The sequence below is a fragment of the Glaciihabitans sp. GrIS 2.15 genome (genome assembly GCF_035984695.1).
Taxonomy (GTDB): domain Bacteria; phylum Actinomycetota; class Actinomycetes; order Actinomycetales; family Microbacteriaceae; genus Lacisediminihabitans.
Map to the genome: position 1 here is coordinate 409,092 of NZ_JAXCHU010000002.1, position 12,628 is coordinate 421,719.

The following is a 12,628-nucleotide window of genomic DNA, read 5'->3' on the forward strand; positions in this document are numbered from 1 at the left end:
TATTTTAGCCGCCACGTTCGACGCGGGGTTTTACGCCTTCGAGCAATCCAAAGCAGCGTCCATTCCGGACATATCAGCGCCGGTGGACTCCGACCCGAACGGGGTCCACTGGCACCGAAGCGATCGGCTCAGGCCGTAACGACCTCCGGTGATCCGACCGCACCGGGCGGCATCTCCGCCGCCAGGCGATTAGCCTCCTCGATGAGGGTGGCGACGATCTCCGACTCCGGTACGGTCTTGATGACCTCGCCCTTGACGAAAATCTGGCCGCGGCCATTACCGCTGGCAACGCCGAGATCGGCCTCGCGGGCCTCCCCCGGACCGTTGACGACACAACCCATCACAGCCACACGCAGGGGTACCGTCATTTTCTCGAGGCCAGCGGTGACGTCGTTGGCGAGCTGGTAAACATCCACCTGGGCTCGTCCGCAACTCGGGCAAGAGACGATCTCGAGCTTGCGCTCCCGCAGGTTGAGCGACTGTAAAATCTGCAGGCCGACTTTGATTTCCGTCACCGGAGGAGCCGAGAGCGAGACGCGAATAGTGTCGCCGATGCCCTCTCCGAGCAGGATCCCAAATGCCGTCGCCGACTTGATCGTGCCCTGGAACTCCGGGCCGGCTTCGGTGACGCCGAGATGGAGCGGCCAGTCGCCGCGCTCGGCAAGCAGTCGGTAGGCCTTCACCATCACGACCGGATCGTTGTGCTTCACCGAGATTTTGAAGTCGTGAAAGTCGTGCTCTTCGAAGAGGCTCGCCTCCCACACCGCGCTCTCGACCAGCGCCTCTGCCGTTGCCTTGCCATACTTTTGCATGATGCTCGGCTCGAGTGACCCCGCGTTCACTCCGATGCGGATCGAAACGCCTGCCGCCTTGGCCGCGGCGGCGATCTTACCGACCTGGTCATCGAATCTTCGAATATTTCCGGGGTTGACGCGCACGGCGCCGACACCGGCGTCGATGGCCGTGAAGACGTAGCGCGGCTGGAAGTGGATGTCGGCAATCACCGGGATCTGGCTCTTGCCCGCGATGATGTGCAATACATCCGCGTCGTCCTGGTGCGGCACCGCGACGCGGACGATGTCACAGCCGGTCGCCGTGAGCTCGGCGATCTGCTGGAGAGTCGCATTGATGTTGGTGGTCTGCGTCGTAGTCATCGACTGGACGCTCACCTGGGCATCACCGCCGACTTTCACCTTGCCGACTGAGATCTGACGGGTCTTTCGACGAGGAGCTAAGACAGGAGGGGCGAGGGGCATACCTAAGTTGATTGCTGGCACGCTCGGAATTCTACGCGTGCCGCGTGAACGACTTCTGGATGCCGGCCCTCAGCCTCAGCCCAGGCTGACGGGCTTGAAGATATCGGCGACGATCAGGAGCACGCTCATCGCGCCGAGGAGCAGCACGACGGCGAAGGTGAGCGGGACGAGCTTCGCGATGTCAACAGGTCCTGGATCCTTGCGCTTGAACAGCTTCGCGAAGAATCGACGGATGCCCTCCCACAGGGCCCCGGCGACATGACCGCCGTCGAGGGGAAGCAACGGAATGAGATTGAAAGCGAAGAGGGCAATGTTGAGCGACGCGAGGATGCCCAGCAGGTAGGAGAACCGTTCGGCGAACGGGATCCGGGTGGTCGAGGCGATCTCCCCGGCGATCCGACCGGCTCCGACGACGCTCATCGGGCCGTTCGCATCGCGCTTCTCGGTGCCCGCAAGTGCCTGGATGACACCGTAGAGCTTCACCGGCAGGTTCGCGATGAGCTGGGCATCGGCGGCGATGGTCGAGCCGACGGCGGGAAGCACCGCGGTGAGCGGCTGCCTCTGTAGAGTCTTGCTCGGCCCAATTCCCAGGAAGCCGACGGACTTGGTCACTGGCTTGCCCGCAGAATCGGTGACAGCCTTGCCGGTCGCGTCGAACACATAGCGCTTCGAGGCGATCGGCGTCGCGGAGAGAGTCCTGGTCGTGCCGCTTCGATCGACGACGATGGCAAGCTCTGTGCCCGCAGATCGCTTAATGATCGCGGTCTCCTGGTCCCAGCTCGTGATGGCGACCCCGTCTATGGACACGATCGTGTCGCCGGGCTTGATCCCCGCTGCCGCGGCGGGTGCGACGGGGTCGCTCGCCGCACACTTCCCGCTCGTGCTCGCCGCCGGCACCACGCACGCGCTGACCGAGTCGATGGTCGTGCTGTACCCCTGGGTTCCGATCCCCGACAGCAAGACGGCGAACAGCACGATCGCGATGATCAGGTTCATGGTCGGGCCACCGAGCATGATGATGATGCGCTTCCAGACGGGAAGCTTGTAGAAGACGCGGTCTTCGTGACCGGCTTCGATCGTGTCCTCGCTCTGGGTGCGGGCATCCTGCACCATCGTCTGGAAGAAGCCGGTGCTGGCAGTTCGGCCCGCGGATTCCGTCTCGTATTCCGCTTCGAGCGCGAATGCATCCGTGCCGGACGTGCGCGACGTCTGGCCCTTCTTCGCCGGCGGGTACATACCGGCCATGGAGATGTAGCCGCCGAGGGGAATGGCTTTCACGCCGTATTCGGTCTCGCCCTTCTTGCGCGAGAAGATCGTCGGGCCGAAACCGATCATGTACTGGCCGACGCGCACCTTGAAGAGCTTCGCCGGCACGAGGTGCCCGATCTCATGGAGACCGATCGACAGGGCGATGCCGATGACAACGACCACGATGCCAAGGATGTAGAGCAAGACGGTTTCCACGCTGCTCAGCGTATCCGCCCGAGGCTGAGGGTCGGCGGTGGGGTGGCTTGTGATTTTCTATGGCGCACAATGGAATAATGAGCACTAATTCGAACCGGTCGTCGACCGCCGAATTCGCCGCCGGCGATATGGTCGGTGGCCGCTTCCGCATCGAATCGGTCGTGGGGGTAGGCGGCATGGCGACCGTCTTTCGGGCCGTCGATGAGTCACTCGGCCGAACGGTGGCCCTCAAGGTGTTCCGTTCCGAACTCGCGGACGCAGACGACGTGCGTCGGCAGCGCGACGAGGTGCAGCTTCTCGCTTCGCTCAACGCCCCCGGCCTCGTCACGCTGTTCGACGCTGTCGCGGAGGGTGGGGTCGGCGATCACGGCCGCGCGTTCCTCGTGCTCGAATTCGTGGACGGGATCGACCTGCGCACCAAGCTGCTCGACGGGCCACCCGGGGCAGCGCTTATTGCCCGGATCGGGTCGGATGTCGCGGGGGCTCTTTCGTATATCCACCGGCGGGGCGTCGTGCATCGCGATGTGAAGCCAAGCAACATTCTTCTTCCTCACGACCATTCCACCCCCGGTGCACCACTCGCCAAGCTCGCCGACTTCGGTATCGCCCGGCTGCTCGACGACGCGCGGATGACGGCGACTGGCACCGTGATCGGCACCGCGACCTACCTGAGTCCCGAGCAGGCGCAGGGCGCGATGGTAGGGACGGCGAGCGATGTCTACTCGCTCGGACTTGTGTTGCTCGAGGGCCTCACCGGGCTGAGGGCATTCCCCGGAACCGCGATCGAGGCGGTGCTCGCGCGGCTGGCCCGGGAACCAGAGATCCCGCTCACCATCGACGAATCCTGGCGGACGCTCCTGACAGCAATGACGGCTCGGCAGCCCCAAGACCGGCCGGATGCTGCGAGCGTTGCCGCGACTCTTCTCGAGCCGTCTTTTCTCGAGGCGTCAGCCCCCGGCACCGAGCAGCAGGAGACTGTGTTGCTTTCGACCGAGCACCTTGACCCCACGAAGCTACTGCCCACTCCCGACGAGTACGCTCCGACGATGGTGCTCGCCGCGACGGAGAGGCTTGATCCGACGGTGGTCCTCGGCCCGCCGACATTGAACGCGACTCCCGCGTCCCCCACGACGCATTCTCGGCGACGGCGCTTCGCCTTCATCGGAGCCGCTGCCGCTGTCCTTCTCGTCGTGATCGTACTCGCCCTGTCTCTGCCTCGCCCGGGCACGACGGGGCCCGCGGAATCCAGCACCTCGCCGTCGCCAAAGCCTGCCGCGTCGAGTGTCGCCTATCCGGATGTGTCGGGACCCCTGGGCGACCATCTTCGACAACTGCAGCGGAGCGTGGCCCCGTGAGGCGCGCGACCGTGCTTGCGGGACTGGTGGTCGGTGCGCTCATGCTCACCGGCTGCGTTGGAAACGGCGCGCCGGCCGCGACCCCGACGACCTCGTCCTACTCGTCAGCGGCTGCCTCCAGGCTCCAGTCCGCCGTGCTGTCGGTGAGCTCGTCGGCTGCAGGCGGCGATCCGGCCGCGGCGCTCTCTCGCCTCGACGAGCTCACCGTGACGCTCGCGGACGCCCGGGCGCGCGGCGAGATCAGTGCGGCTCGCCACGACAGTATCTCGGCAGCGATGGCCCTTGTTCGCGCAGACCTTCAGGCGGCAATCACCGCACAAAACAACGTGAAACCCGGCAAGACCGAAGACCCGGGTAAAGGCGATCATGGCAACGGCGATTAGCGCAGTCCGATCAGTGCAGTCCGATTAGGCGATCGGCGTCCGCCCGCGCCCAACGCTCCGCTTCCGCGAGCGATTCGCGGCTCAACACGCCCGTAGAGTCATGCGCGTCGACCACGGCGGTGACCGTGTCGACGATATCGAGGTAGCCGATCCGCCCGGCGTGGAAGGCGAGCACCGCTTGTTCGTTGGCCGCGTTAAACACGGCGGGGAAGGTCCCTCCTTCGCGCCCGACTCGCTTCGCGAGATTCACCGCAGGGAATGCCTCGGCATCGAGCGGCTCGAAGGTCCAGGTACTTGAGGTGGTCCAGTCGAGGGGCGTCCCGACGCCGGGCACGCGATTCGGCCAGTCGAGACCGAGCGAGATCGGCAGCCGCATGTCGGGCGGCGAGCACTGCGCGATGGTCGATCCGTCGACGAATTCGACCATAGAGTGCACGATGGACTGCGGATGCACCGTCACATCGATATCGTCGTATGGCACGTCGAACAGGTAGTGCGCCTCGATGATCTCGAGCCCCTTGTTCACAAGGGTCGACGAGTTGGTGGTGACCACGAGTCCCATGTCCCAGGTCGGATGCGCGAGCGCCTCACGCGGCGACACGTCCCGCAGCGACTCCCGACTGCGCCCGCGGAACGGCCCGCCGGATGCTGTGAGCACGAGTCGGCGCACCTCCGCGGCCGTGCCGGCCCGCAACGCCTGCGCGATCGCGGAATGCTCCGAATCGACGGGCACCAACTGGCCGGGAAAGGCGGCGCCCATCACGAGCTCGCCACCGACGATCAGGCTCTCCTTGTTGGCGAGGGCGAGTGTTGCCCCCACCTCCAGCGCCGCCAGGGTCGGGCCGAGGCCTACCGATCCCGTGATGCCATTCAGCACGACGTCCGCTTGGACGGTTCGCACGAGTTGCTCGGCTTCCCTCTCGCCGAGAGCGATGTGCTCGACGCCGAACACCGCCGCTTGGGACTCGAGGGTGGCACGCTGCGATCCAGCGGCGAGGCCGACCACCTCGAAGCTCTCACGATTCGCCGCGATTACCTCCAGCGCTTGCACGCCGATCGACCCGGTCGACCCAAGGATGATGACGCGGCGCATGTGGTTACGTTAGCCCGTTCGCCGGTGCTGCCTAAGAGGTGGCGAGGATGTCGACGACGAACACCAGGGTACTCGTCGGCGTGATGTCGGTCTGGTTCGGTGGCACCTTCGCACCATAGCCGTCAGCGGGCGGGATCACCGCAATCACCTGCGAGCCGACCTTCTGGCCGACCAGTGCTTTGCCGAAACCAGGGATGACTGCTGTGGTGGCGAAACTCGCAGGAGTGCCGCGAGTCCAGCTGGAGTCGAAAGTCTTGCCCGTAGCCCAGACGACTCCGGTGTAGTGAACGGTGACGGTGTCGCCAGCCTTCACGGTCTTCCCTGTCCCCTTCTTGAGGTCCTCGATTGTGAGCTTCGTGGGGGCGTCGGCTTTCGGAACGGTGATGGTCGGCTCGCCCTTCGCGGCAAGCTTCACCGTCGGCAGGCCCGAAACCGCCGGCTGCGCAGCGCCATTCGCCTTCGGGAGCACCGAGACCGGGGCGGTGACCTTGACGACGTCAAAGACGAAGATGAGGGAATCGGTGCCCTTGACGCCGAGGCCCTCGGAGCCGGCGGCCTTGAACGCGTCTGCGGGCGGGATCACCGTGACCACTCGGCTGCCGGCCGGCGAGCACTTGAGACCCTTGATCATGCCGGGAAGGATGCTGGATTCCTTGAGTTGGAACGCCGTCGTCGCGCCCTTCTCATACTTTGTCGAATCGATTTTTTTGCCGGAAGCGCCATCGTAGGCGGTGTAGTCGACCTCAACGGTGCCGTTCGCCTTTGCGACTTCACCTTTGCCGTCGATCACCACGGAGCGTTCGGTTTCCTTGGTGCTCAGACCATTGGCGAACTTGACCGTTGGTGCGGCACCGAACTTGCCGGTGACCGTCACTTTGCTCGAATTTGACCCGGATGCCGTTGGGGTGCAGCCGTCCGCCGACGGAGAGGAGCTGCACGCCGCCAGGGAAAAGGCGAACGCGGCGATTGCGAGGACCGAGAGTGTTTTCTTCACCTCGTAAGTGTGGGGGCATATCCCCTGATCAAGCTGACCAAACCCTGAATGTCGTGCTATCGGGCCCGCTATCTCTCTTGAAGAACCACCCGCGGCTCATGCCTCACCGGGAAGTTCATCGAATTGGCGATGAAGCATTTGAGGCTCGCCTCGTGGTGCAGGGAGAGGGCACGGTCGGGGTCGCCCGACGAGATGGTCACGACCGGGCGAAGGGTCACCGAGGTGAAGTGGCCGCCGCCATCTGCCGTCTGCTCCATGATGCCGGCGGCAGAATCCGTGTAGTTCGTCACCACCACGCCATTGCTGGCGGCGACATGGAGATAGCTGAGCAGGTGGCACTGGCTGAGCGCGGCGATGAGCATCTCCTCGGGATTCCACCGATCGGCGTCGCCGTGGAAGACCCGGTCTGACGACCCGCTGATCTCATGCTTTCCTTCGGCGCGCACGACGTGATCGCGCCCGTAGGCCCGGTAATCACTCGTTCCGGTTCCACGGTTTCCGGTCCACTCGAGCGAGACGGTGAAGTGATGTTCGTGATTCACTCTCTGAACGCTACGCCCTGGCGGCGATAGAATTTTGGTCATGACCGACATCCTCACCCCCACTCTGATCTCCTCTGACATCATGCCGGAGCGTCGCATCATCACGGCGATTCCTGGACCGCGGTCGCAGGCGCTCCAGGAGAGGCGACTCGCGGTGATCCCGGTCGGAGTCGCGTCCGCCCTCCCCGTGTTCATCGAGCGCGCCCACGGGGCGATCGTGGTGGATGTCGATGGCAATCAGTTCATCGACCTCGGTGCCGGGATCGGCGTCATGACGATTGGCCATACCGACGCGGCCGTCGTCGCCGCGGCATCCGCCCAGCTCGCCGCGTTCACGCACGTGATGTTCACCGTGACCCCGTACGAGGGCTACGTGCGCGTTGCCGAGCTCCTGGCCGAGCACACCCCCGGCGACTTCGCAAAGAAGACGGTCTTGCTCAACTCCGGCGCCGAGGCAGTGGAAAACGCCGTGAAGATCGCGCGAAAATACACCGGGCGCAGCGGGGTTGCCGTGCTCGACCACGCTTACCACGGTCGCACCAACCTCACCATGGCGATGACCTTCAAAGCCATGCCGTACAAGCTCGGCTTCGGTCCCTTCGCGAGCGACGTGCACCACGCGCCAAACTCCTACCCCTTCCACGACGGACTGAGCGGTGCAGATGCCGCGGCCCGCACCATCTCGTACCTCGAGAAGTCCGTCGGTGCAAGCGACCTCGCCTGCCTCGTCGTCGAGCCGATCCAGGGCGAGGGCGGTTTCGTCGTTGCCGCCGACGGCTACTTCGCGGTACTTCGCGAGTGGTGCACCGCCAACGGGATCGTGTTCGTCGCCGACGAGATCCAGAGCGGCATGGCTCGCACCGGAAGGTATTTCGCCATCGAACACTTCGGCGTCGTGCCCGATATGGTGCTGAGCGCCAAGGGGATCGCTGGCGGCCTTCCGATCGCCGGAGTGACCGGACGTTCCGAGATCATGGATGCCTCCCACCCCGGTGGCCTCGGGGGCACCTTCGCCGGCAATCCCGTCGCCGCGGCTGCCGCCATCGCCGTCTTCGATGAGATCGAGTCGAAGAACCTCCTTGCAGAGGGAGCGCGGATCGAAGCCGTTCTGAAGCCCGCCCTGCTCGCACTGCAGGCGCGCTACCCGGTGATCGGAGACGTGCGCGGCATTGGCGCCATGATTGCCATCGAGCTGGTCGAGCCGGGCACCCACACGCCGAACGCCGCCGCGGTCGGCACGATTACGGCATTCGCAGCCCAGCACGGGGTGCTGTTGCTCAGCGCGGGCACCTATGGCAACATCATCCGTTTCCTGCCCTCGCTCGCGATCTCAACTGAGCTGCTGGAGGAAGCCCTCCGAGTGCTCGACGACGCGCTCGCAACACTGTGAGCCACCCCCTCGGACCCACCGGCGTCGTCGAACTGGCGATCCTCTCGCGGTCTGGGCTCGACGAGTCGCGCCATCTCGGTGCGGCGGTGGTCGTCTCGCCCGACGGCACGATCGTGCGCTCGCTTGGCGACGCGGATGCTCTGGTCTACGGCCGATCGTCGCTCAAATTCTTCCAGGCGATCGCGGTACTCCGATCGGGAGTGTCGCTCGCGGGGGCGCAACTCGTGCTCGCGACGGCGAGTCACTCGGGGACTGCGGCCCACGTGCACATCGTGCGTTCGCTCCTGGCGCGAGCCGGGCTCGGCGAGGATGCGCTGCAATGTCCGCTGGATTGGCCGCTCGACAGCGCATCGCGGTCCGCGGCATCCGCTCCCGCCCGCGTCACGATGAACTGCTCCGGCAAGCATGCCGCGTTCCTGCTGGCCTGCGTGGAGAACGGCTGGCCCAGCGCGAACTACCTTGCCCCGGAGCATCCGCTGCAACAACTGATCCGGGACACGGTGGAGGAATTCACCGGGGAGCCGATCGGACAGGTTGGCGTGGACGGCTGCGGCGCCCCGGTATTTGCCACCACTCTGCGCGGACTCGCGATTGCCGTCGGTCGGGTCTCGGCGGCTCGGGATGGTTCCGCCGCGCTGCTCGCGGCCGCGGTTCTGGCAGACCCCTGGGCCATCGACGGACCGGGCCGGGCAAACACCGTGGTGATTGAACAGCTCGGCCTTCTCACCAAGGGAGGAGCCGAAGGGGTGATCGTGATGGGAGCGGCGGATGGAACGGCCGTCGCCCTGAAGATGCTCGATGGTAGCGCCAGGGCGACATCTCTCGTGGCTCTCCAGCTGCTCGCTTCGATCGGGGCGATTTCGGTGGAGGATGCCGATCGGGTCGGGACGCTGACCACGGAGAAGGTGCTCGGCGGCGGGCTTCCGGTCGGAGTTATCCGCGTGTCGGAGCTCGTGCGCGGAAAGTAGGCCGGGCGACCACAGGCGTGCGCCGCCCGGTGAACCGCCTGCGCCACCCTCAGGCGTAGAGGCTGACGACCGCCTCGCGGAACGCGACAGTGTGCCGCTCGACGTCTGCCGCCGTGGTGCTCGGTGCCATGAGCGCCATGTTATGAAACGGCGTGATCAGGATGCCTCGGTTGAGGGCATGCAGGTGAAGGTACTGCTGCAGCTCAAAATCGTCAGCATCTGCAGCCTCGGCACCGTCGTGCGGCGCGGTGGCCCGGAAGCTGTATTCGGAGCGGGCACCGAGCTGGGTGACCTGCCAGGGCACGTCAAACTCGTCGAGCGCCGACTGCACGCCGACGGTCCACTCGGTTGCGCGATCAATCATGCCGGGGAACGCCTCTGCGGTCAGCGCCTCTGACAGGGTCGCGCGGATGCCCGCGAGCGAGACTGCATTGCCCGCGAGAGTGCCGCCGACTCCCCCGACGTCGATGTCCTCGAGGTCGAGTGAGTCGCGTACGAGCGCGGAGAACGACGCCGTCATGCCATATGCCGCAGCGGGAATACCTCCACCGATGCTCTTGCCGACGACCACCGCATCGGGATCGAGACCATCGCGAGCGATCATTCCGCCAGGACCCGCGCACAAAGTATGCGTCTCATCGATGATCAGGATCACCCCGTAGCGGGTGCACAGTTCCCGAACGGCCGAGTGATACCCCGGGTCGGGAAGAACGATTCCAATGTTGGTGAGCGCCGGCTCCATCAGCATCGCCGCGATCTCGCCGGTGGCAAAAGCCGCTTCGAGCGCGGGAACGTCATTGAACGGAACGACAGCGGTGGTGAGAGAGGGTGGTACCGGCGCTCCGATCGTGCCTCGTCGTTCGACGACGGCGCCCGATTCATCGAGGGTGGCATAGGCCTCGTCAACGGTGCCGTGGTAGCAGTAATCGTGCACGACGATCTTTGGCCGACCGGTCACCTGGCGGGCGTAACGGATCAGGCTGCGGTTGGCATCGGTGGCAGAGAGGCTGAATTGCCAGGCCGGCACCCCGAAGCGCTCGGCCAGCAGACCGGCAGCGGCAGCAGCATCCGCCGTCGGCAGCATGAAGGTTGACCCCTTCGCGAGCTGCGCGGAGATGGCCGCGACAGTGGCGGCCGGCGCGTGTCCACACATTGCGCCGGTGTCGCCTAAGCAGAGGTCCACGTGGTCGATACCGTCGACATCGACGAAGTGTGAACCGCCGGCGGACTCGACGTAGACGGGCCAGGGGCCAGGCCATTTGGCCATCCAGAGCATCGGAACGCCGTCGGGCAGATGCGGTGTCGCCTGGTCGAACAGCTCTGCCGAGCGCGGGCGTGCCGCGCGGAACAGGTCGATCTCGCTCTGCCAGAGCCCGGCAAGACGAACTCGGTCGTGATAGTGCATTAGCCAACCCTCTCGAGGCGCTTTCGACGTACCGCAGCGCTGACCTGCTGCGAGACGACGAGAATGATGGCAATGAGGAAGACTGCCGATGCGATCACATTCGCTTCGGCCGGAATCCCGCGGGAGGCCGCGATGTACACGTATTTGGGGAACGTGGTGGCCGATCCGGAGTTGAAAAAAGTGATGATGAAGTCGTCGAAACTCAGGGCGAACGACAGCAGCGCCGCCGCGATGATACCCGGGAGCAGCAGCGGGAAGGTGATCCGCCAGAAAACCTGGGCTGGCGATCCGTACAGGTCACGCCCGGCTTCCTCGAGGGCAGGATCGAGACTTGAGACGCGCGCCTTCACCGTGACCACCACGAAGCTGATGCAGAACATTGTGTGGGCGATGATAATGGTCACCAGGCCCTTCTCCACTCCCGCGCCGAGGAACTCGGCGGCGAGACCGGCGCCCAGTACCACCTCGGGAGTCGCCATCGGGAGGAACAGCAGAAGGCTGATGCCCGACCGGAAGCGGAATCGATAACGTACGAGCGCGATGGCGATCATCGTACCGAGGGTGGTGGCAATGAGCGTGGCAGTGATGCCAATCAGGATGCTGTTGCCGAAGGCAGAACACACATCCTGCGCATCGCAGACGTTTATCCAGTTATTGAGGGTGAACCCGCGCCAAGAAATGTTCGACTTGATCGAGTCGTTGAAGGAGAAAATGAACGTGTAGGCGATCGGGATGAGAAGGAAAACGAGCGCGAGCGCCGTGTAGACCGGCAGCAGCCAGCTTCCGAGGCTGAAGCGCGTTCGCGGTCCACGTGATTTCTTCGGCGTGTCGACCGCCGATGCGATGGCGAGCCCTTCCTGCACGGTCACAGCAGATCCTCCGTTCCACTCCGGCGCACATACACGGTGACGATCGCGAGGATCACGACCATGAGGATGATCGACAACGACGCTGCGGCAGGGTAATTGAGCAGCACCAGGAAGTTGCTTTCGATCACGTTTCCAATCATTGACGTACCGGTGCCGCCGAGAAACTCTCGACTGGCATTCACGTAGTCGCCGGCCGCGGGGATGAAAGTGAGCAGCACCCCCGAGACGATGCCGGGCATCGAGAGCGGGATGGTCACCGTACGAAAGACAGTGAATGGATGGGCATAGAGGTCGCTTCCCGCTTCGAGATAGCGGGTGTCGAGCCGCTCGAGTGCCGCGTACAGCGGAAGCGTCATAAACGGGATGAAGTTGTAGGTGAGCCCGAAGACGACAGCGACCGGGGTGCCGGTGACGTGAGCATCCGGAGCGAGCAATGAGAGCGCTTTGAGCCCCGTCACGAAGCCCGATTCGTCCGAGAGCAGCGACTTCCACGCCAGGGTGCGCAGCAGGAAGCTGATAAAAAACGGAGCGATCACGAGTACGAGCATGAGGTTCTGCAGGAGAGGCCAGGGGCGCGCCTTCACCCCGATGAAGTAGGCGAGTGGATAGCTGAACAGCAGGGCGAATACTGTCGCGAGTACCGCGTAAAAGAACGACCGCAGAATCTGGCCGCCGTACTGGGTGATGGAGGTGACGTAGTTCTGCCAGTCAAAGCCCGTCTGGTACTGGCCAATGTCTCCGAGAGCCGACGGCGACTGCAACGACGTGATTACCAGTGATACAAGCGGCACGAGAAAGAACAACACGAGATAGAGGATGCCCGGAAGCAGCAACAACAGGGCGATGCGGCTCTTGCGCCGCGGGGCCTGTTCTTGCGTGGTGCCCGTGGCGAATGCGGAGAATGCCATG

General features: G+C 64.6%; 12 protein-coding genes. 4 read left to right on the top strand and 8 right to left on the bottom strand.

All coding sequences use genetic code 11. The features are described from left to right. Positions 1-128: 128 nt before the first annotated feature. Together ispG and RCH11_RS04330 are read right to left on the bottom strand one after the other, a co-directional pair. On the bottom strand, positions 129-1,277 hold the full coding sequence (ispG, locus tag RCH11_RS04325; RefSeq protein WP_327055751.1) for a flavodoxin-dependent (E)-4-hydroxy-3-methylbut-2-enyl-diphosphate synthase: 1,149 nt from the start codon (positions 1,275-1,277) through the stop codon (positions 129-131). A 54-nt stretch (positions 1,278-1,331) separates the two neighbouring features. Beyond that, positions 1,332-2,720: a M50 family metallopeptidase gene (locus RCH11_RS04330; protein ID WP_327055752.1), complete on the bottom strand. Its 1,389-nt coding sequence runs from the start codon at positions 2,718-2,720 to the stop codon at positions 1,332-1,334. Between the two features lie 77 nt (positions 2,721-2,797). Here RCH11_RS04330 and RCH11_RS04335 point away from each other — a divergent pair, with 77 nt between their 5' ends. Further along, on the top strand, positions 2,798-4,075 hold the full coding sequence (locus RCH11_RS04335; RefSeq protein ID WP_327055753.1) for a serine/threonine-protein kinase: 1,278 nt from the start codon (positions 2,798-2,800) through the stop codon (positions 4,073-4,075). Continuing rightward, complete coding sequence (locus RCH11_RS04340) at positions 4,072-4,458, top strand: hypothetical protein (protein WP_327055754.1); 387 nt, start codon at positions 4,072-4,074, stop codon at positions 4,456-4,458. Before RCH11_RS04335 ends, RCH11_RS04340 begins: the two co-directional genes overlap by 4 nt. 10 nt (positions 4,459-4,468) lie before the next feature. Here the strand turns inward: RCH11_RS04340 and dxr are convergent, their stop codons facing one another. The 3 genes from dxr to RCH11_RS04355 all read right to left on the bottom strand — a co-directional run bounded on the left by dxr (position 4,469) and on the right by RCH11_RS04355 (position 7,087). Beyond that, positions 4,469-5,551 (bottom strand): 1-deoxy-D-xylulose-5-phosphate reductoisomerase, encoded by a 1,083-nt coding sequence (dxr, locus tag RCH11_RS04345; protein ID WP_327055755.1) that lies wholly within the window; start codon positions 5,549-5,551, stop codon positions 4,469-4,471. Between the two features lie 31 nt (positions 5,552-5,582). Continuing rightward, positions 5,583-6,545: an FKBP-type peptidyl-prolyl cis-trans isomerase gene (locus RCH11_RS04350; RefSeq protein ID WP_327055756.1), complete on the bottom strand. Its 963-nt coding sequence runs from the start codon at positions 6,543-6,545 to the stop codon at positions 5,583-5,585. A gap of 68 nt (positions 6,546-6,613) precedes the next feature. Beyond that, entirely contained in the window at positions 6,614-7,087 is a 474-nt protein-coding gene (locus RCH11_RS04355) for an OsmC family protein (RefSeq protein ID WP_327055757.1), read from the bottom strand. A gap of 40 nt (positions 7,088-7,127) precedes the next feature. On the opposite strand from RCH11_RS04355, the gene gabT reads away from it, so the two are divergent. Next, positions 7,128-8,477 carry a 4-aminobutyrate--2-oxoglutarate transaminase gene (gene gabT, locus RCH11_RS04360; RefSeq protein WP_327055758.1) on the top strand — a complete coding sequence of 450 codons (1,350 nt, stop codon included), beginning with the start codon at positions 7,128-7,130 and terminating at the stop codon, positions 8,475-8,477. Further along, positions 8,474-9,445 (top strand): asparaginase, encoded by a 972-nt coding sequence (locus RCH11_RS04365; RefSeq protein WP_327055759.1) that lies wholly within the window; start codon positions 8,474-8,476, stop codon positions 9,443-9,445. Before gabT ends, RCH11_RS04365 begins: the two co-directional genes overlap by 4 nt. Before the next feature lie 49 nt (positions 9,446-9,494). Here the strand turns inward: RCH11_RS04365 and RCH11_RS04370 are convergent, their stop codons facing one another. From RCH11_RS04370 to RCH11_RS04380, 3 genes are read right to left on the bottom strand one after another with little or no spacing between them, the layout of a single operon-like run. Next, complete coding sequence (locus RCH11_RS04370; protein WP_327055760.1) at positions 9,495-10,850, bottom strand: transaminase; 1,356 nt, start codon at positions 10,848-10,850, stop codon at positions 9,495-9,497. Beyond that, positions 10,850-11,695 (bottom strand): ABC transporter permease, encoded by an 846-nt coding sequence (locus RCH11_RS04375; RefSeq protein ID WP_442789003.1) that lies wholly within the window; start codon positions 11,693-11,695, stop codon positions 10,850-10,852. Before RCH11_RS04375 ends, RCH11_RS04370 begins: the two co-directional genes overlap by 1 nt. A gap of 20 nt (positions 11,696-11,715) precedes the next feature. Continuing rightward, on the bottom strand, positions 11,716-12,627 hold the full coding sequence (locus RCH11_RS04380; RefSeq protein ID WP_327055761.1) for an ABC transporter permease: 912 nt from the start codon (positions 12,625-12,627) through the stop codon (positions 11,716-11,718). Between the last annotated feature and the right edge of the window lies 1 nt (position 12,628).

What these genes read in the sequence shown, in the direction of transcription:
- RCH11_RS04335 (WP_327055753.1), top strand. Translation starts at nt 2,798, where the DNA reads ATGAGCACTAATTCGAACCGGTCGTCGACCGCCGAATTCGCCGCCGGC.
- dxr (WP_327055755.1), bottom strand. Translation starts at nt 5,551, where the DNA reads ATGCGCCGCGTCATCATCCTTGGGTCGACCGGGTCGATCGGCGTGCAA.
- gabT (WP_327055758.1), top strand. Translation starts at nt 7,128, where the DNA reads ATGACCGACATCCTCACCCCCACTCTGATCTCCTCTGACATCATGCCG.
- RCH11_RS04370 (WP_327055760.1), bottom strand. Translation starts at nt 10,850, where the DNA reads ATGCACTATCACGACCGAGTTCGTCTTGCCGGGCTCTGGCAGAGCGAG.
- RCH11_RS04380 (WP_327055761.1), bottom strand. Translation starts at nt 12,627, where the DNA reads ATGGCATTCTCCGCATTCGCCACGGGCACCACGCAAGAACAGGCCCCG.